The organism is Dactylosporangium sp. NPDC049525, assembly GCF_040676755.1.
Lineage (GTDB): Bacteria > Actinomycetota > Actinomycetes > Mycobacteriales > Micromonosporaceae > Dactylosporangium.
Window position 1 is genome coordinate 61,510 of the sequence record NZ_JBFAPO010000055.1, and the last position, 19,116, is coordinate 80,625.

The following is a 19,116-nucleotide window of genomic DNA, read 5'->3' on the forward strand; positions in this document are numbered from 1 at the left end:
CCCCCTTTGGTCGTGTTCGTCGTTACGCGGCGGCCAGGTCCGGGACCTTCGTCGCCGGGTCGTTGTCGACGGCGGCGGCGAGCGCCGGCACCAGCAGGTCCAGCGCGAACAGCAGCGCGTTCGGGCCGCTGTAGGACAGCGCACCGGCCAGAGGGGTTTCGAACGTGGTGTACAGGGTGCGGTCGGTGGTGACGACCTTCAGCTTCGCGAACACCGGCGACGCGACCATCGTGGCCTTGGTGGCGCCGACGACGAAGAGCACGTCCTTGTCGGCCAGGTCCAGCCGCTCCTCGCTGATCTCGTCCTTGTCCGTCTGCGCGGCGAAGCCGAGCGCGTCGAACACCGCGCGGCGCGGGTCCTTGGCGGCGATCAGCCAGTGCGTGCCGTTCTCCGGGCCGTAGTCCTCGACGAGCACCTTGCCAGCGAACTCCGGGTGCGCCTTCTTGACCTCGGCGACCTTGGCGTTCACCTTGTCGACGAGGGCCTTCGCCTCGGCCGACTTGCCCAGCGCCTTGCCGGTGGTCAGGGTCTGCACGTCCCACGGGGTCTGCTCGTCGGCGTAGTCCTTCGACTGCACGACCGTCGGCGCGATCTGGCTGAGCCGGTCGTACGTCTCCTGGTTGATCGTCTCGTAGATGGCCAGGATCAGGTCCGGCTTCTCCTTGAGGATCGCCTCGAAGTTGATCTCGGCGGAGAAGGTCGGCAGCGCCTTGCCGCCCAGCGCCGACTTGACCCACGGGTAGTTGGGGTACTCGGTGAACCACTCGCGGGTGCTGACCGGCGTGACGCCCAGGGCGATCGCGTAGTCCTGGTCGTTCCAGCCGACGGTGAGGACCCGCTTCGGCTCGGACTCGATCTTCGTCGAGCCGAACTTGTGCTCGATCGTCACGGGGAAGGCGGCGGGTGCGGCGGGCGCGCTCGCCGGGGCGGCGGTCTCCTTGTCCTCGCTCCCGCAGGCGGCGAGGGTGGTCGCGGCGAGGAGCGCCGCGGCGGCGAGCGCCGTCTGGCGCAACCATTTCCTGGATCGGGGGGCGCGGATCATCAGTGCTCCTTGGAAGGTTCGGGGTCGCGGCCGGCCGGGCCGGAGGGGGCGCGTCGCGGCAGGAATGTAGGTTAGCATTGCCTAACTTAGGTTGGGCTTCCATGCCTGCCCGTTTTGGAGAGGACGACGCATGCAGCGCACCCTGCTCGGCGGCAAGATCCACCGCGCGACGGTGACTCAGGCCGATCTGCACTACGTAGGATCGATCACCATCGACAGCGCACTGCTGGAGGCGGCCGGCCTCGTCGAGGGGGAACAGGTGCAGGTGGTCGACATCGACACCGGCGCACGGCTCACCACCTACGTGATCGAGGGCGAGCGCGACAGCGGGATCATCGGCATCAACGGCGCCGCCGCCCGCCTCGTCTCACCCGGCGACCTCGTGATCATCATGTCGTTCGAGCTCGTCGACGACACCGAGCTCGCGCGGCACCGCTCCCGCGTCGTACACGTGGACCGGGCCAACCGCATCGTCGAACTCGGCACCGACCCGGCCGCTCCCGTCCCCGGCGACCCGGACCAGCGCTCGGGGCGCGGCCCGGCCGTGCTGACCGCGAGCCGCTGACCCCATGGCCCCGCCGGCGAGAGACGACACCTGCACGCTCACGGTGTGCCGCGACTGCTGCTGCGGCAGCGCCGACAAGCACCCCGACGTCGACCACGACGCGCACCTCGCCGCGCTGCGTGCCGGCGCCGGCCGGCACCGCGTCCGCGTCAGCGAATGCCTCTCGGTCTGCGAACGCTCCAATGTCCTGGTGGTGCAGCCCTGCCCGGCCGCCCGCCGCGGCGGGGCCAGACCCGTCTACCTGGGCGACATCCTCGACGGCGACGCCCTCGACGCGGTGACGTCCTGGCTCGCCGCCGGCGGGCCGGGCGTCGCCGCGATGCCCGAACGGCTCCACCCGCACCACTTCGACCGCGCGGAGCAGATGGCGGCGGAGCTGGCAGCCGAGCTGGGCTGACCCTCGACCGGAGTGCCTCCGGTCGCCGTCCGGCGGCCGGAGGCTTCCGGAGATCGCGTCTCATGCAGGATGCTGGCCCGATGGTCACCGGACTGGCGCGGCACGACGACGTCACCATCGCCTACGAACGCCTCGGCCCGGCCGACGGCGAGCCGCTGCTGCTCGTCATGGGCCTCGGCATGCAGCTGCTGTCCTGGCCCGACGAATTCTGCGCAATGCTCATCCAGCGCGGCTTCAGCGTCGTGCGGTTCGACAACCGCGACGCCGGGCAGTCCACGCACTGGTCGCACGCCGGGAACCCCAGCCTCCTGCAGCTGCTCACCCGCCCCGGGGCCGTCGCGCCCTACCGCCTCACCGACATGGCCGACGACGCCGCCGCGGTCCTCGACGCCGTCGGCTGGCCCACCGCGCACGTCGTCGGCGCCTCCCTCGGCGGGATGATCGCCCAGACCCTCGCGATCGGCCATCCCGGCCGCGTCCGGACCCTGACGTCCGTCATGTCGACGCCGTCACCGCGGATCGGCCGCCCCCGCCCCGGCGCGCTGGCCGCACTCGGCACCCGCCCCGCCACCGACCGCGACGGGGCCGGCGAGCGCATGGTCCGGGTGTTCCGGGTGATCGGCTCGCCCCGGTACCCGCACGAGGAGCAGTGGCTGCGTGACGTGGGCCGCCGCGCGTACGTCCGCGGCCACGACCCCGCGGGCGGCCGCCGCCAGCTCGCCGCCATCCGCGCCTCCGGCGACCGCCGCGCCGGCCTCGCCGGGGTCCGCGTCCCGACGCTGGTCCTGCACGGCGAGGCCGACCCCCTCATCCGCGTGTCCGGCGGCCGGGCCACCGCCGCCGCCGTCCCCGGCGCCCGCCTCGTGGTCTACCCCGGCATGGGTCACGACCTGCCCCGCCCGTTATGGCCGGAGATGATCGGCGAGATCGGCACCCTCACCGGCGTCGGCGTGCCGTCCACCTGAGAAAGCTGCCTAGGATCGGGCCTGTGACCACATCGACGGAGCCGGTGACCGCCGCCATCGAGCGGGGCGACGCGGGCTGGCTCACCGCGCACGTCGACGGCACCGCCTGCCCACCCGCCCTTGTCGCCCGGCTCGCCCGGCACGCCGACCCGCGGCTGCGGCTCCTGGCCGTGCGCTGGCTCGGCGAGCGGCTCACCGGCGACCCAGGCGCTGTTCCCGCCGACGAGGTCACCCGGCTCCTCCCCGCCGATCCGGGCGACCCCGCCGGTACGCCGGAGGTCGCGCTCGCCGCCGCCGAGCTGTTCCAGCGGTCCGGTCAGCACCTGCCGGCCGGCGCCTGGCCCCGGTGGCGGGACGCCGCGCCGCCGGCCGTCGTGCGGGTCGCCTGGCTGCGGGCCGAGATCCTGCACCTGCCGGGCCGGCTCACCGGCGAACCGTGCGGCGAGCCGCTGTACCAGGCCGTGGCCGGGCTGCGCTGCGCCGGCGCACCCGACCCGGGGCGGCTCATCGACGAGCTCGCCGGCCGCGACGACCCGGTCCTGCGCGCCGCCGCGCTGCGACTGTGCCGGGAAGCGCTGCACGCCGCGGTCCTCGCTCCGGCGCCCGCCCGCCGCGTCCTGATCCGGCTCCTGGACGGCACGGACCCGGCGGTCGTCGCCGGCGCGCTGACCGAACTGGCGCAGCCGTGGGCCGCCGTCGACCCCGCCGCCCCGCCCCGCCTCCGCACCCTGCTGGCCGGAGGTGGGAGTGCGGCCGTTGTCGAGGCCGGGGTTGCTGGGAGTGGGAGTGCGGCCGTCGTCGAGACCGCGGTGGCTGTGGGCGGGAGCGCGGCTGTCGTCGAGGCCGCGGTGGCCGCCGCGGCCCGGCACGGTCTGCGCGACGCGCTGCTGGACGCCGCCGCTGACGCCGCGCTGCCGCCCCGCGCCCGGCGGCGCGCCCTCGAAGCCCTCGGCGACCTCCTCGACCGGGCGCACATCCCCGCCGTCGTCGCGCTCGCCGCCGGCGACCCGCTGCTGCTCGGGCCGCCCGCCGTCGCCTGCCTCGTCGCCATGCACCACCGGGGACTGTTCCCCGCCGCCGACGACGCGGCCGGGGTCGTCGGCCTCGCCCTCGCCGACCACACGATCCCCGTGGACGACGTGGCGATGCTGCTGTACACCGCCCGCCACCGCGTCCGCGACGCGCTCCTGGACGCGGCACCGGCCGACCCGGGCTGGCCGAGGCGGCTGGCGCTGCTCGTCGCGCTCGCCCGCCAGGGCGCGCCGGACCTCGACATCGGCGCCGACCTCGCCGGGCTGCTGCCGGTCGTGGCTACGCCGGAGCCGGTCCTCGCCGCGATCCGGGCGCTGCGCCACGCCCCCGCCGAGGATGCCGTCCTCGCGGCGTTGCCCCGGGCGCCCGCGGCCGCGCTGCACGCCCTGGAGGCGGTCGGTGCCGCCCGGACCGTCGCGGCACTGACCGGCGCGCTCGAGGGCGAGGGCACCCCGTACCTGCGGCCATGGCGGATCCAAGCACTTGAACTGTGCTGGCGGCTCGTCGAGCCGGACCGCCGGCACGCACTGCTGCGGCGGCTCGACCCGGCGACGCTGCCCGGGCCGATCGCGGTGGACCTCGGCCGGCCGGACGAGCGGGAACTGGCGGTGCTGCGCGCCGGGACCTCCCCGGACCGGCCGGTGGAGGCGCTCACCAGGCTGGCCCGGGACGCCGACACCGGCACCGTGCCGGCCGTCACCGAGGTCCTCGGCCGCATCGTCGCCGAGCTCGCGATCGCCTGGGACACCCGCGGCAACCCGCCGGGGCAGCGGCACACGGCCCCCGCCGAACTGGCCGCCGCCGCTGCGGACGCCGACCGGCCGGCGTCCGCCACGCAGCCGATGCCCGTCGTGCCGCAGCGCGCCGTCGACGCGATCCACGGCCTGGGCCGCCGCCTGCGCCGGAGCGGCCGGATCCGCCCGGTCTGCCTGCTCGACGCCGCCACCGATCAGGCCGCCGGCCACGCGCTTGTCGCGAGCGTCGCACTGGACCTGCTGGACCGGCCCAGGTCGACCCCAACCGAACTGGCGATGCTGCTCGAACTGCTGCACCGGGCGCCGTACGACGGTACCCGCGCCCGCGTCCACCGCCTGCTGCGCCACCGCGACCCGCACGTCCGCAAGCACACCATCGCGCTGCTGGCCCGCGACGGCGGCGGCGCCGAGGCGCTGTCGGCGACCCTGACGGCGCTGACCGCCGCCGCGGACGTGCAGACGGCACGCCAGGCCCTCGCCGCGCTCGGCCAGGTTGGCGCCCGCTGGGCCGGGCACGCCGTCGCCGCCTGCCTCGAGCACCCGAACATGAACGTCAAGAAAGCGGCCGCCGAAGCGCTGCGGACCGCCGGCACCCCCGGCACGGTGCCGCACCTGCTCGCCTGGCTCGGCCGCCACGACAACCCCGGCCTGCGCGCGGCGCTCACGTCGGCGCTGCGAGCGATCCTCGGCGACGCCGCCGACGCAACGGTCCTCGCCGCCGCCGAGCACGCCGAACCCGGCCGGACCCGCGACCTGCTGCTGACGGCGCTCGACGGCGCCCTGCCGGCCCGTTCCGTCGCGGCCCTCGCCGACCAGGGCTCACCGGCCGGCCCGGCGCTGCTACGGCTCGTGGCCACCGGCCGGGTACGCCTCCAGGCCGGCACCGTCGCCGAACTCGCCGACCGCATGGTGGCGCACGGCGTGACCCCGCCGACCGCGTCCCCGACCGCCGGGCCGCATCCGGACCTCGTCGCGCTGACCCGCAACGGTTGGCACGACACGACCGCCCGCCGGGTCGCGACCGGACACGACCCCGCGGACCTGCCCGCGGCGCTGCTGCCCGGGCTGCGCCGGCTCCTGCCCGACTGGCTCAGGCTCGCCACGACCGGCCCGGCAATCCGCCCGCCCGTGCTGCGGCTCGTCCTGCGCTGCTGCCCGGCGCCGTGGACCGATGCCGAGCGGGCCGCGTTCACCCGGTCGTGGCAGGCGCTGGTCACGGGGGTCGGGGAGCTGTCACACTCCGACCGCGACGGCCTGCTCGCCGTCCTCGAAGACCTGGCTCCACACCTCACGGGTGCCGCCGCCTTCGACGTGACGTCCGCTCTTCGGCGGGTACGGCCAACGCCCGCCGGCCGCCGCAGCCCACTGACCGTGCTCCGCCGGTGCGGTGCGGTGCTCACCCGCGCCGACGTCGAACGGGCCCTCGCCGACGCCGCGCTCGGCGCCGACCCGTGGCAGGGCGAGGTCCGGGTGCTGCGCGAGGCGTTCGCCGTCCCCGCGCCACCCCGCCCACCGGCCGCGTCGCCTGGGTCGTCTGCAGCGTCGCCTGGGTCGTCGGCCGCGTTGCCTGGGTCGTTGGCTGCGTTGCCTGGGTTGTCTGCAGCGTCGCCTGGGTCGCCGGCCGCTTCGCCCCGCTCGCCTGCTGCCGTTTCGTCCGGGTCGTCGGCTGGCGTTTCGCCTGGACCGTCGGCTGCCGGGCCGGCCCGCTCGCCGGCTGCTGCTGCCAGGACTGGCTCGCGGGAGCAGCTCGCGGCACTGATCGAGGCGTGGCCGGACACTCCACCCGGTGAGCGCCCGGCGCTGCTGGACCGGATGGTGGCCCTCCAGCCGATCGACGCTCCACAGTGGACCATCGGCGAGGAGGCAGACCGGCACGACCCGGCGCCACGGGCACCGCACGACGGCGACCTCGACCAGCCCCGCTCGGCCGCCCAGCGCGACCGGCTCCTCGAGATGTTCGAGCACCCCGCGCCGGGCACGACCCAACGCCGCCAGGCCGCCGAGGCGTTGCGGGACTGGCCCGAGCCGGACATCAGGCGCCGGCTGCTCACGGCGCACCTGCGCGGCGACGCCACCGTGCCGCCCACCGCCGCCCTTGCCCGCGACCTCACCCCCGCCGACCTCACCGCCGCCGCGTTCCCGGCGGCCGTGCTCGCCGCCGATGCCCCCACCGCCGCCGCCTTGTCCGCCGCTGACCTCGCCGCTGCCGCGTTCCCGGCGGCCGTGTTCACCGACGACACCTCCACCCACGGCGCCTCCACCGACGCCGCCTTGTCCGACGGCGCTTTGCCCGCCGCGGTCTCCACCGGAGACGAGGGCGGTGGCGACCGTTCGGGCGACGCGATGCTCATCCGTGCGATCCGGCTTGCCGGTCATCTGCTCTCCGCCGACCTTCCGCCGCTCGTCCTGGCACTGCGGCGGCTGCGGGAGCACGCGAACCCCGCCATTCGGACCGCCGCCGACGAGGTGCTGCGCCGACTCCCGGTCCATGTCCGCGCGGCCGTCATCGGGGCGCCGCTCGAACCGCTGCTCGTGCGGGCACCGGTCGAGCCGCGCCTGCCGGCCGGGCTGCTGGAGCGACCCGTGCCACCCGCGGGCGCCCGCCCGCCGACCCGCCAGGACCTGCTGGACCGGGCCCGGGACGGCGACGCCGCGCAGATCCGGGTCGCGCTGGCGAGCCTCGCCGAGACGACCGGCGACGGTGACACCGACGTCGCCGACCTCCTCGAGCACCTGCTGCGGCACCCAGAGCCGAAGGTCCGCCTGCACGCCCACCGGGTGTCGCGGCAGTTGCTGGACCGTCCCGTGTACCTGCGGCACAGCGAGATCCTGCTCGCCGACCCGCAGCCGGACATCGTCCGTTCCGCGATCCGGGCCGTCAGCGGCGGCGCCTGGACCCCGGCGATCGGCGCCGTCGTCGGGCTTCTGCTGCATCCGGACCCGACCGTACGGCGGACCGCCGAGGCCGGCCTGGCCCGCTTCGGCCCGGTGGCCGCACCTGCGGTCACCAAGGCCGCCGGCCGCGCCCGCCCGGACCGTCGTGGCGTCTACACCACCGTCCTGGCCGGCCTCGCCGCCGCGGCCGACCCGCCCGCCTGACGACGCCCGCCCCGCCCGCCTGACGACGCCCGCCCCGCCCGTCTGACGCCGCCCGTCGGCCTGGCAAGGGCGCACCCGACCGGGTGACGACCGGTCGATCTCCCGGAAGGCGGACCCGGCCGTCCCTATGGTGATCCGATGAGCGCAGCCGGTGCGGCCACGTGGGGTCTGTTCGCGGCGCTCGCGCTCGAATGCCTCGACCTGCTCGGTGCCCTGCGCCGGGCGGGCCGCCCGCCGTGGCGCGGTGCGGGAGAGCCGGGCGCGGTCCCGTACGCGATCTCGGCCGCCGTCCGCTGCCTCACCGGCACCGGGCTGGCCGCTGGTGTCGCCGTCACCGGGCACGTGACGACCGCGGGTGGAGCGGCCGCCGTGGGCCTCGCGGCGCCGCTGCTCCTGACGCACCTGGTCCGGCTCACCCGGCCTGTTGTGGGTGGGGGCGTCGCCGCCGGTACCGCTGCCGCAATGCCCGCCGCTGCACCATTGTCCGTCCCGGCCCGCCCGTCGCGGCTGCGGGTCAAGCTTCCCGCCGCCCGTAAGAAGACCGGCGACGATCACCGTGCGGGTTGACCACCTCGCCGCTCGGGTCGTGGCGGCCCTGGCCCGCGACGGCCACGACGGCCCGGCCCGGGTGCCGCTGCTCGCCGCGCTGAGCCGCGACACCCCGGCCTTCGGCGGCGCCACCACCGTGTCCCCGCAGGAAGCCGGCCCGTCCTGGACCGGCCAGCCTTCGACCGGGCAGACGTGGATCGGCCTGACCGCACTCCTGCGGCGCATCGCTCCACCTCCGTTCCGCCCGTCGACCCCGCCGGACCACCCGTCCACGCCCGTAGATCGCCTGGCTTCCGCAACGCCCGACCGCCCGTCCACGCACGGGGATCGTCCGTTCGCGCAGGCGGAGGGTCCGCCCCGGCAGGCGAAACGGGAACCGTGGCTGCCGCCGCTGTTCTCGATGCCGGACGTGAGCTCGTCGCGGCGCATGCCGTCGACCACGACCCGGCGGCTGTGTGCGGCCGTGCACCTCGATGCCGGCCTGGCCCGCCGCGTCGTCGCGGAGCTCACCGACGACCCGCGCCGGGCCGTGCCGCCGTCGGTCGGCTTCGACCTGGAGCCGGTGCTGTGCCACGCGCTGCGGGCCAGGCTCCTCGCCGCCGCCCGCGACGGCTTCCTCACCGTGGTGGTGCTGGTCGCGCTGGTCCTCGCGCCCCGCACGACCGCGGCTGTGCTGCTCCTCGGCGCCGCCGCTGGGCTGTGCCGGTCCGGGCTCGTCCGGGCGGTGCCACCGGCCGGGCGGGCGCTGTTCGCGGCCGCGCTCGTCTTCGGTCTCGTCACCGCCGTCGGCGCGGCCCTGACCGTGCTCGGCGCCGCCGCACCGGTGCGGCCCGGCACCGCGGCACGCGGGCCGCAGGGTGCCGGTGATGAGTTCGACCGGCTGGCCGCCGCCGTCGGCGCCGCACCTGGGCCGCGCGTGTGGGCAGCCGTCGCGGTCCTGCTGGCCGGCGCGGTCGCCGGGCATCTGGCGCACCTGTGGTGGACCGGTGCCACGCTCGCCGCCGCCACCCATCCCGCCCCGCGGCGGCCAGCGACGGCCAGGCGGGTCGCGGTCGTCGCCGCCGCGCAGCGGGGCAACGTGGCGTTCAGCCGGGCCGACCCGTTCGTCGGCGCCGGGCCGCGGGTCCGGGCGTGGTCGGTCGCGGTGGCGTTGCGGGCGACCGACTCCGGCGGCTACCGCCCGCGCAGCCCAGCCACGCTCGACCCGGTCCTGCTGCGCCGGCACGTCGGGCAGGCGCTCCAGGGCCTCGGCGACGACGGCGGCGGCCACTCGGGGGTTCCCGGGCTGACCGTCACGCCGTACCTTGCCGCCGACGGGGTCCGCTGCGACGGCGACCCGCTGCTCGACGACGGCACCCCGTTGCCGCTGGCGTCCCGCGAGGCCCTCGACGCCGTCGTCCGCGGCCCGCAGGAGGGGCTGCGCCACTACGACCGGGTCGTGGTCCTGCCGCGGGCCCGTGGCGTCACCACGGCCGAGGGCCGGCCCGTCGTGCCGGCCGACGACGGCGACGGGCACGTGTCGGTGTTCGTGCACACGTCGATCGAGGCGTCCGTGGTGTACGTGGAGCTCTCCGCGCACATCCTGCCGCCCATCCGTACGTCGTGCTACGTGCAGCAGGCGCCGGCCGTACACCTGGAAATGCTGACGCAACTGACCGCCGCGCCGTGGCGGCTGGCCCGGACCGGGGTGGACCGCCTGCGAGCCGTGGCGCGGCGGGCCCAGCGGGGCGGCTGGCACGACCACGGTGCCCGGCTCGGCGTGCGGGAGCTGGTCGCCGACCCTGCCGCCGCGCTGCCGGCGCTGGAGGCGACGAAGTACGTGAAGATCGTCGAACGGGTCGTCGTCGAGGCGGTTGCGGACTTCCTGGAACGCTACGACCTGGACGCCACCACGTTCCGCGCCGAGGTGCCAACCGCCCGCTAAGGCGCCGCGGAGCCGGGCGTGACCAGGCCGGTCTCGTAGGCCGCGACGATCGCCTGGGCCCGGTCGCGCAGCTGCAGCTTCGACAGGATGCGGGCGATGTGCGTCTTCACGGTGGCGTCGCTGAGCTGCAGCCGCGCCGCCAGCTCGGCGTTGCTCAACCCCCGTGCCAGCAGCCGCAGCACCTCCACCTCGCGCGGCGTCAGCCCGGACAGGTCGCGGTGCAGGCTCGCGGTGCGGCCGTCCCTGGTCGCGTACCGCTCGATGAGCCGCCGGGTGATCGACGGGGCGAGCAGCGCGTCGCCGGCGCGCACCAGCCGGACCGCGGCGACGAGCTGCTCGGGGCTGACGTCCTTGAGCAGGAAGCCGCTCGCGCCCGCCGACAGCGCCGCGTACACATACTGGTCCAGGTCGAACGTGGTGAGGATGATGATCCGCGGCGCGGCGGCGCTCACCGGCCCGCCCAGGATGCGGCGGGTCGCCTCGAGGCCGTCCATCCGTGGCATCCGCACGTCCATGAGCACCACGTCGGGCAGGGTGCGGCGGACCGCGTCGACCGCTTCGGCGCCGTCGACCGCTTCGGCGACGACCTCGATGCCGCCGGCGGTGAGGATCATCCTGAACCCGGTCCGCACCAGGGCCTGGTCGTCGGCGACGACGACCCGCAACGCGTCAGTCATCTGTCCCCGATCGGTATGACGGCGCGGACCCGGAACCCGCCGGTGCCGGTCGGACCTGCGGACAGGCTACCGTCGTGCACGCTCAGCCGGTCGCGCAGCCCGGCCAGGCCGCGGCCGCTGCCGGGGTCGGCGGCCGAGTCCGCGGTGCCGCCGGTGTCGGTGACGTCGATGCGCAGCGCGGCCGGGGTGTGCTCGACGGTCACGGTCACCGACGCGCCCGCGGCGTGCTTCACGGTGTTGGTCAGGGCCTCCTGCACGACCCGGTACGCGGCCAGCTCGACGCCCGCCGGCAGCGGCACCCGGGTGCCGGTCTGGACCACCTCGACCGGCACGCCGGCGCGCCGGACCCCGTCGGCGAGGACGCCGAGCTGGTCGAGGCCGGGCGTCGGGGCGAGGTCGGGGCCGTCGAAGTCCATCGTCAGCAGCCCCATGACGTGGCGCAGCTCGACCATCGCGGCCCGGCCGCTGGATTCGACCGCGAGCAGCGCCTCCCGGGCCAGCTCCGGCGCGGTGTCCAGGACGGTGCGGGCCGCCCCGGCCTGCACCACCATCATGCTCACGTTGTGGCTGACCACGTCGTGCAGCTCGCCGGCGAGGCGGGCCCGCTCCTGCTGCACGGCGAGGCTGGTCGCCGTCGCCTGCTCGTGTTGCAGCGCCAGGGCCCGCTGTTTCCACGTGTGGATCGCGTTGGCGGTGAGGCTGACCGCGCACAGCAGCAGGAACGTCGCGTAGCCCGGCGCGGGCGCGTTCTCCTGGTCGACGGAGACCAGCACGGCGGCGGCCACGACGACGCTGCCGATGGCGAGCAGCCGGTGGCGGCTGTAGAGCGCGGCACTGTACGCCGCGATCGCGAAGCACACCAGCGACGGGGTCGGGTCGAACCCGGACCACGAGCGCAGCGACACGGCGGCGGCGACAATGACCCACAGCGACGCGAGGGGATACCTGCGCCGGGTCAGCAGCGGCAGCGCGGTGAAGGCCACCAGCACCAGCTGCCAGCCGGTGGCCTCGACGGGGAAGTGCTCGCCGGGTGGCGGCAGCCGGATGCCCGGCAGCAGCGGCACCTCCGGCGCCATCGGGAAGTGGTCGTCCGGGACCTTCATGGGCGCGTGCTCGTCGCCAGGGTCCAGCGCGCCGTTGACCGTGACGGTGGTGAGCAGCAGCGCCAGCACCGCGTCGGCGGCCCACGCCCAGCGGCTCAGCTTCGGCACCGGGCCGCTCACGCGCCACAGCTCGGCGTTGATCGCCCGGAGCTGTCGCGTGACGAACCCGGTGTCCATCGCACCAGTCTGCCAAGCGCTCCGCCCGGCGGCATCGGCTTCGGTGACCATGCCCGCGCCGCACGGCGTAGTCCGAAGTGATGACCCCGGCCCCGGTCCGCCGCACGGGCGAGACGAAGCCGTCACCGCGGGCGACGTGCTGCGGCTCGCCGCGTCAATACGGTCGGTGCGTCCAATTCGTCCCGCAGCCGTGGAGGTACCCGTGACCGCGCCACTCATCCAGATCAGCGACGTGAGCAAACGCTACGACGACGGGCCGCCGGCGCTGGCCGGCCTGACGTTGCGGATCGACGCCGGTGAGGCCGTCGCCGTGCTCGGCGCGTCCGGCAGTGGCAAGTCGACGCTGCTCAACCTGATCGCCGGGCTGGACCGGCCGACGTCCGGCAGCGTCACCGTCGACGGGGTCCGGGTCGACGGCCTCGGCGAGGCGGCGTCGGCGAAGTACCGCCGCGCCCGCATCGGCATGGTCTTCCAGTTCTTCAACCTGGTCGACGACCTGACCGTGCACGACAACGTGCTGCTGCCCGCGCAGCTGGCCGGGGTACCCCGCAGCGAGGCCACCGCCCGTGCCGGTGAGCTGCTGGAGAAGCTCGGCGTGCAGCGGCACGCGAAGGCGTTCCCGGGCCGGCTGTCCGGTGGCGAACGGCAGCGGGTCGCGGTCGCCCGGGCGCTGATGAACCGGCCGTCGCTGCTGCTGGCCGACGAGCCGACCGGCGCGCTGGACACCGCCTCCGGCCGGGAGGTGCGCGACCTGCTGACCGCCCTGCACCGCGAGGGGCAGACGCTGGTCCTGGTCACCCACGACGTCACCCTGGCGCAGGAGTGCGCCACCAGGACCGTCGAGCTCGTCGACGGCCGCCTCAGCCGCGACGTCCAGCACGCCGCGGTGGGGGGTGCCCGGTGAGCGGCGTCGGGCGGATCGTGCGCGCCGGCGGCCGCCGCCGGGTCCAGTCGGTGGTGATGGCACTGACGACACTCCTGGCCGTCTCCGCGTCGGTGCTCGCGGCGGGGCTGCTGGTCGCGTCGCAGGCACCGTTCGACACGGGCTTCGCCAAGCAGCAGGGCGCTCACCTGACCGCCGCGTTCGACGCCAAGCTCGTCACCGCCGACGCCGTGGCCGCCACCGCGGGCGCGTCCGGGGCGACCGCCACCGCCGGGCCGTTCAGGACGGTGTCGCTGCGCCCGACGACCACCGGGGGCGGCAACCGCATCCCGCCGGGCATCACGCTGCCACCGGCGGCGCTCGTCGGGCGCGCCGACGCCGCCGGCCCCGTCGACCGGCTCGACCTGACCGAGGGCCGCTGGGCCACCGCCACCGGGGAGATCGTGTGGTCGGCGGGGAGGTCGCCGTTCCAGGTCGGCGACCGGCTCACGTTCCAGGACGCACCCGGCAGCCCGACGCTGACCGTCGTGGGGCTGGCCCGGTCCGTCGGCGGCAGCGGCGAGGCGTGGACGACGCCGGAGCAGCTCGCCGCCATGGCCGGCGCGGCCGACACCGGCGGCTACCAGATGCTGTACCGCTTCACCGACGTCGCCACGGAAGCGCAGATGACCGCGCACCGGACCGCGGTCGCCGCCGCCGTGCCGGCCGACGCGCTGACCGGCGCCACGTCGTACCTCACGGTGAAGCACGCCGCGGAGCGCGAGGCGGCCACGTTCGTGCCGTTCGTGGTGGCGTTCGGGGTGCTGGGTCTGTGCATGTCGGTGCTCATCATCGGCGTCGTGGTCAGCGGGTCGGTCGGCGCCGCGACCCGGCGCATCGGCATCCTGAAGGCCGTCGGGTTCACCCCGGCCCAGGTGACCCGCGCCTACGTCGGGCAGGCCCTGATCCCGGCGACCGTCGGCACCGTCCTCGGCGTGGTGCTGGGCAACCTGGCCGCAGTGCCGGTCCTGCAGAACGAGAGCGACGCGTTCGACACCGCCCCGATGACGATCGAACCGTGGGTGAGCGTGGTCGTGCCGCTCGTCGCGCTCGTCGCGGTCGCGGTCACCGCGTTCTTCCCGGCGCTGCGGGCCGGCCGGCTGCAGACCGTCGCCGCGCTGTCCGTCGGACGGACCCCGGTCGCCGGGCGCGGGCGCACCGCCCGGCGCGTCCTCGGCCGGCTGCCGCTGCCCCGGCCGGTGAGCCTGGGGCTGGCGAACCCGTTCACCAGCCCGTCGCGGTCGGCGACGATCGTCGCCGCGGTCGCCCTCGGCGCGCTCGGCGTCACGTTCGGCGTCGGCCTGGCCACCTCGCTCGCCGACATCCAGGAGGGCCTGAACCGCCGCAACGCCGGCGCCGTCGTCGCGCACGCCGGCATGGGACCGCCGAAGGCAGGGCAGCTGCCGCCGACCCCCGAGGAGGCCGCCGGGAACCTGGCGAAGATGACCGCCGCGGTCAAGGCGCAGCCGGGGACCCGCCGCAGCTACAGCACCACCGAGATCGAGCTCGGCGTCTCCGGCCTCACGGGCGCCGCGCGGGTCATCGTCTTCGACGGCGACTCCTCGTGGGCCAGCTACGAGATGATCTCCGGCAAGTGGTTCGACGGGCCCGGCCAGATCGTCGTGCCGACCGGGTTCCTCACCGCCACCGGCCTGCGCGTCGGCGACACCGCCACGCTGTCGGACGCCGGGAAGTCCGTCCGGGTCCGCATCGTGGGGGAGTCCCTCGACCTCAGCGAGGACGGCCGGGTCGTGGTGACCGACAAGGCCACCCTCGCCGACCTCGGCACGACCTTCGAACCCTTCGGCGTCGAGCTGCACATCGACCTCAACGACGGGGTCTCCGCGCAGTCCTATGTGGAGCAGCTCAACGCCGTGCTGGAGCCGCTCAGCGCCGGCGCGGAGGTCAACGTCGCGGAGATCAGCAGCACCGTCGTCGCGATGGACACCCTCGCCGCGACGCTCACCGTCATGCTCGTCGTCGTCGCCGGGATGGGCGTGCTCAACACGGTCGTGCTCGACACCCGCGAACGCGTCCACGACCTGGGCGTGTTCAAGGCGCTCGGCATGTCACCGCGGCAGACGGTGTCGATGGTCCTCACGTCGGTGGCCGGCACCGGCCTGCTGGCCGGCGCGATCGGGGTGCCGGTCGGGATCCTGCTGCACCACGCGGTGCTGCCGGCGATGGGCCGCGCTGCCGGCACCGGCCTGCCGACCAGCTACATCGAGGTGTACGGCCCGCTGATGGTGGTGCCGCTGGTCCTCGGCGGCCTCGCCATCGCCGGCTGCGGCGCGCTGCTGCCGGCGGGGTGGGCGGCGCGCATCCGCACCGCGACCGCACTGCGCACCGAATAACGGGGGCACGGGGGCCGGACCTCTGCCCGGTCCGGCCCCCGTGTGGTGTCAGCGTTCCCTCGGTACCACCCACCGCGGCGCCGTGCCCGTCAGCGCGGCGGCGGGCGCGGTCTGCGTGCACGAGGCGCCCTGTGCCGGCAGGGTCACGGTGTCGAGGTCCCGCATCAGGCTGGCGTCACCGGTCGTGGCCTGCCGCAGCGCCCGCGCCAGCAGCGTCCAGTCGTACTTGGCGTACATCGCGTTCGTGGCAACCCGCAGGACGTCGTCGCCGCGGACCGGATCCGGGTGGGTGGCGCCGGGAGCCGGCAGCGGCGCCCGGTTCATCGCCGTGACCAGGTCGTCGAAGGCGTCCTCGGTGAACCCGCCGGAGGCGAAGAACCGGTCCAGGGAGTCCTCGAACGACGCGTTCTGCCGAGTTCGCGGTCCCGAGGTACGGCAGGATCCCCGGGTTCCGCTCGGCGCACGTCTTGACCGAGTTGCGGGCGCCGTGCACCGCCGCCTTCAGGTCGACCTCGAACAGCGGCGTGAATGTGGTGCTGGTGGACGCGTTGTCCTCCTCCGGCGTCGTGCAGTCGACGGCCGGGACGCTGCCGGCGATCCCGCGCGGCCCGCCGGGGTTGACGAACATCGTGCCGATCCGGCGGGACTGGTCCTTCGCCGGCCACTTGATGACGGGCAGCTGGAACACCGGCCCCCGCCGGTCCCGGTAGTTGCGGGGCACGGCCGCGGTCGCGCACTGGAAGCCGCCGCCGCAGTCGCTCGATTGAGCCATGAACTGGTTGAACGCATTGTGGCGCTCCTTGAAGGCATCGAGGATGGTTGCCCTCGTATGGCACCGTGCCTGGGCCGGCGGCAATGCGTACAAAGACCCACTGGTGCTGTTGCCACGTCGACGTATCAGAGCCCGATAAGCTGAGTGGTGATGAAACAGGCCCATGAAACAGAGCAGCCCGCCGCGGCGCAGCAGCGCGTCACGATCCGCGACGTCGCGAAGCAGACCGGCCTGTCGATCGCGACCGTGTCGCGGGTGCTCAACGGGCGCTCCAACGTCGCGCCGGACACCCGCGACCGGGTCCTCGAGGCGATGGGCGGCCTCGGCCGGCAGGCGCCGCGGCGGCGCGGCTCCGGCGCCCAGAAGGCCGACAACGGCGTCTATGTGCGCTGCCCCTACGTGCTGACCGACTACTTCGGGCTCATCGTCTCCGCGATCGCCGAGGCCCTCGACGTGCACGGCATGCACGCGATCGTGGACGCCGGCGAGTCGTCGTGGAAGCGCACTGAGGCGCTCAAGACGCTCACCGGCTGGCCGCAGGTGACCGGTGCGCTGCTCATTCTGCCCTCGGAGCCCGAGGCGGACCTGGAGCGGCTGCGTGACCAGGGGTTCCCGTTCGTGGTGGTGGACCCGCGCACGTCGCCGCCCCGCGACATCGCGGCCGTGTCCGCGGCCAACTTCGCCGGCGCGCGGCGCCTGGTCACGCACCTCACCGAGCTCGGCCACCGCCGCATCGGCATCCTCGGCGGCCCGTCGGAGTGGATGGCCAGCACCGACCGCCTCGCCGGCTGGCTCGCGCCGCTCGTCGGCGTCGGCGTGCTGCCCACGGCTGAGCTGGTGCGCTCCGTGACCGACCCGACCGTGGAGCGGGGCTACCGGGTCGCCGCCGAGCTGCTCGACCAGCGGGAGCGGCCGACGGCGCTGGTGGCGTTCAACGACAAGATGGCCGTCGGCGCGCTGCACGCCGCCGCGGACCGGGGCCTGCGGGTGCCGCACGACCTGTCGGTGGCAGGCTTCGACGACATCGACGTCGCCCAGGCCACCCACCCGGCGCTCACCACGGTCCGCCAGCCGCTCGGCGAGATGGGCCGGATGGCGGTCAGCCTGCTCGGGCGGATGCTCGCCGGGCACGAGCTGGACGCGCTGCACGTGGAACTGGCGACCGACCTGGTCGTGCGCGGCTCGACCGGACCTGTGCCCACCGTCGATTGACGCGTGTTTCATAGCAACTTCCATCGCGACCTGAAAAAAGATGCGGCGTTCTGTTGACATGCCGCGTCAGTGGCGTGTTTCCTTCCTGTTACAGGCGCCGATGGATCCCGGCGCGGCACCGCACCCCAACCTCACCCGGCGACCCGCCAGTCGACATCGGGTCGGACGGTCATGCCCGCCCAGAACAGGACCCCCATGCCAGTAACGAAACGCATCAGGTGGCGCACAGCGCTGCTCGCGGTCGGTGTCACCACGGCCGCCGTCGGCGCGATCGGTGCGGTTGCCATGACCGCCGCTTCCGCCGCCAGCAGCGGCCGGATCACCAGCGCCGCCAACGGCAAGTGCCTCGACGTGACCAACGGCTCGACCGCCGACGGCAACCAGCCGCAGATGTGGACCTGCTACACCGGCAGCGCGAACCAGACCTGGACCCTCGCCGACAACGGCTCCGTCCAGGGCCTCGGCAAGTGCCTCGACGTCGCCAACGGCTCCACCGCCGACGGCGCCGTGGTGCACCAGTGGACCTGCTACGACACCGTCGCCAGCCAGAAGTGGCAGCTGACCGCGGCCGGCGACCTGGTCAACACCGCGTCCGGCAAGTGCCTGGACATCAAGGACAACAACCTCGCCGACGGCGCCAAGCTGCAGCTGTGGTCGTGCGCCGGCAGCGCCAACCAGAAGTGGACGTTCAGCGGCGGAGGCACCACGAACCCGACCCCCACGGCGACCGCGACCGGCGTGCCGAACAACCCGAACAACCCGGATCTGGGTCCGAACGTGTCGGTGTTCGACCCGTCGATGTCGGCCTCGACGATTCAGAGCCGGTTGAACACGGTGTTCAACCAGCAGGTGACGAACCAGTTCGGTAACGCGCGGTATGCGTTGCTGTTCAAGCCGGGCACCTACAACGTGAACGCGAACGTGGGCTTCTTCACCCAGGTCGCCGGTCTGGGCATCTCCCCGGACTCGGTCGTCATCAACGGTGCCGTGCACGCGGAGGCGGACTGGTGGCCGGACGGGTCGCAGAACGCGACGCAGAACTTCTGGCGGTCCGCGGAGAACCTGTCCGTGACCCCGACCGGTGGCCTGGACCGGTGGGCGGTGTCGCAGGCCGCGCCGTACCGGCGTATGCACGTGCGCGGCAACCTCGCCCTGTCCGACGGTGGCTGGTCCTCCGGCGGCTGGATCTCCGACAGCAAGATCGACGGCCAGATCCAGTCCGGCACGCAGCAGCAGTGGATCACCCGCAACTCACAGATCGGCAGCTGGACCGGCCAGAACTGGAACCAGGTGTTCGTCGGCGTCCAGGGTGCCCCTGGTAACAGCTTCCCGAACCCGCCGTACACCACCGTCGGCAGCTCGCCAGTAGTTCGGGAGAAGCCGTTCCTCTATGTCGACAACGCCGGGGCCTACCAGGTCTTCGTGCCGGCGCTGCGGACGAACTCCGCCGGGAACAGCTGGTCTTCTGGCACCACTGCCGGGTCGAGCCTGCCGATCAGCCAGTTCTACATCGTCAAGGCCGGTGCGACCGCGGCGTCGATCAACGCGGCGCTCGCCGCGGGGCAGAACCT

General features: G+C 74.7%; 15 protein-coding genes. 11 read left to right on the plus strand and 4 right to left on the minus strand.

Annotated features, from left to right (window positions below):
• Positions 1 to 22 precede the first annotated feature (22 nt).
• A complete protein-coding gene (locus tag AB0K00_RS45560; RefSeq protein WP_363535265.1) occupies positions 23 to 1,042 on the minus strand; it encodes an ABC transporter substrate-binding protein in 1,020 nt (339 codons plus the stop codon).
• A gap of 130 nt (positions 1,043 to 1,172) precedes the next feature.
• On the opposite strand from AB0K00_RS45560, the gene panD reads away from it, so the two are divergent.
• From panD to AB0K00_RS45590, 6 genes are all read left to right on the plus strand, one after another.
• Positions 1,173 to 1,607: an aspartate 1-decarboxylase gene (gene panD / locus AB0K00_RS45565; protein WP_363535268.1), complete on the plus strand. Its 435-nt coding sequence runs from the start codon at positions 1,173 to 1,175 to the stop codon at positions 1,605 to 1,607.
• Positions 1,608 to 1,611: 4 nt separating this feature from the next.
• Complete coding sequence (locus tag AB0K00_RS45570; protein ID WP_363535271.1) at positions 1,612 to 2,004, plus strand: hypothetical protein; 393 nt, start codon at positions 1,612 to 1,614, stop codon at positions 2,002 to 2,004.
• Positions 2,005 to 2,084: 80 nt separating this feature from the next.
• On the plus strand, positions 2,085 to 2,969 hold the full coding sequence (locus AB0K00_RS45575; protein WP_363535274.1) for an alpha/beta hydrolase: 885 nt from the start codon (positions 2,085 to 2,087) through the stop codon (positions 2,967 to 2,969).
• Between the two features lie 23 nt (positions 2,970 to 2,992).
• The gene (locus tag AB0K00_RS45580; RefSeq protein ID WP_363535277.1) at positions 2,993 to 7,855 is read left to right on the plus strand and encodes a HEAT repeat domain-containing protein; all 4,863 of its coding nucleotides are present in this window, start codon (positions 2,993 to 2,995) and stop codon (positions 7,853 to 7,855) included.
• 138 nt (positions 7,856 to 7,993) lie between these two features.
• Positions 7,994 to 8,422, plus strand: coding sequence for a hypothetical protein (locus tag AB0K00_RS45585; protein ID WP_363535280.1), 429 nt, complete (start codon positions 7,994 to 7,996; stop codon positions 8,420 to 8,422).
• Positions 8,412 to 10,328, plus strand: coding sequence for a hypothetical protein (locus AB0K00_RS45590; RefSeq protein ID WP_363535281.1), 1,917 nt, complete (start codon positions 8,412 to 8,414; stop codon positions 10,326 to 10,328). Before AB0K00_RS45585 ends, AB0K00_RS45590 begins: the two co-directional genes overlap by 11 nt.
• On the opposite strand, the gene AB0K00_RS45595 is transcribed toward AB0K00_RS45590, so the two are convergent.
• Positions 10,325 to 11,005, minus strand: a complete 681-nt coding sequence (locus AB0K00_RS45595) for a response regulator transcription factor (protein WP_363535284.1) — start codon at positions 11,003 to 11,005, stop codon at positions 10,325 to 10,327. The two genes, AB0K00_RS45590 and AB0K00_RS45595, sit on opposite strands and share 4 nt — an antisense overlap.
• Positions 11,002 to 12,285 carry a histidine kinase gene (locus AB0K00_RS45600; RefSeq protein ID WP_363535287.1) on the minus strand — a complete coding sequence of 428 codons (1,284 nt, stop codon included), beginning with the start codon at positions 12,283 to 12,285 and terminating at the stop codon, positions 11,002 to 11,004. The genes AB0K00_RS45595 and AB0K00_RS45600 overlap by 4 nt, the downstream gene beginning before the upstream one ends.
• Before the next feature lie 202 nt (positions 12,286 to 12,487).
• Here AB0K00_RS45600 and AB0K00_RS45605 point away from each other — a divergent pair, with 202 nt between their 5' ends.
• Together AB0K00_RS45605 and AB0K00_RS45610 are read left to right on the plus strand one after the other, a co-directional pair.
• Positions 12,488 to 13,189, plus strand: coding sequence for an ABC transporter ATP-binding protein (locus AB0K00_RS45605; RefSeq protein WP_363535290.1), 702 nt, complete (start codon positions 12,488 to 12,490; stop codon positions 13,187 to 13,189).
• Positions 13,186 to 15,561, plus strand: coding sequence for an FtsX-like permease family protein (locus tag AB0K00_RS45610; protein ID WP_363535292.1), 2,376 nt, complete (start codon positions 13,186 to 13,188; stop codon positions 15,559 to 15,561). The genes AB0K00_RS45605 and AB0K00_RS45610 overlap by 4 nt, the downstream gene beginning before the upstream one ends.
• Before the next feature lie 48 nt (positions 15,562 to 15,609).
• Here AB0K00_RS45610 and AB0K00_RS45615 read toward each other — a convergent pair whose 3' ends face one another.
• Complete coding sequence (locus AB0K00_RS45615) at positions 15,610 to 15,885, minus strand: hypothetical protein (protein WP_363535295.1); 276 nt, start codon at positions 15,883 to 15,885, stop codon at positions 15,610 to 15,612.
• A 143-nt stretch (positions 15,886 to 16,028) separates the two neighbouring features.
• Between AB0K00_RS45615 and AB0K00_RS45620 the strand changes: the two genes are divergently transcribed.
• The 3 genes from AB0K00_RS45620 to AB0K00_RS45630 form a co-directional block, all read left to right on the plus strand.
• Positions 16,029 to 16,271: a hypothetical protein gene (locus AB0K00_RS45620; protein WP_363535298.1), complete on the plus strand. Its 243-nt coding sequence runs from the start codon at positions 16,029 to 16,031 to the stop codon at positions 16,269 to 16,271.
• Positions 16,272 to 16,483: 212 nt separating this feature from the next.
• Positions 16,484 to 17,545 (plus strand): LacI family DNA-binding transcriptional regulator, encoded by a 1,062-nt coding sequence (locus AB0K00_RS45625; RefSeq protein ID WP_363535301.1) that lies wholly within the window; start codon positions 16,484 to 16,486, stop codon positions 17,543 to 17,545.
• A 195-nt stretch (positions 17,546 to 17,740) separates the two neighbouring features.
• A partial coding sequence (locus tag AB0K00_RS45630) for an RICIN domain-containing protein (RefSeq protein ID WP_363535304.1) occupies positions 17,741 to 19,116 on the plus strand: 1,376 nt, incomplete at its 3' end.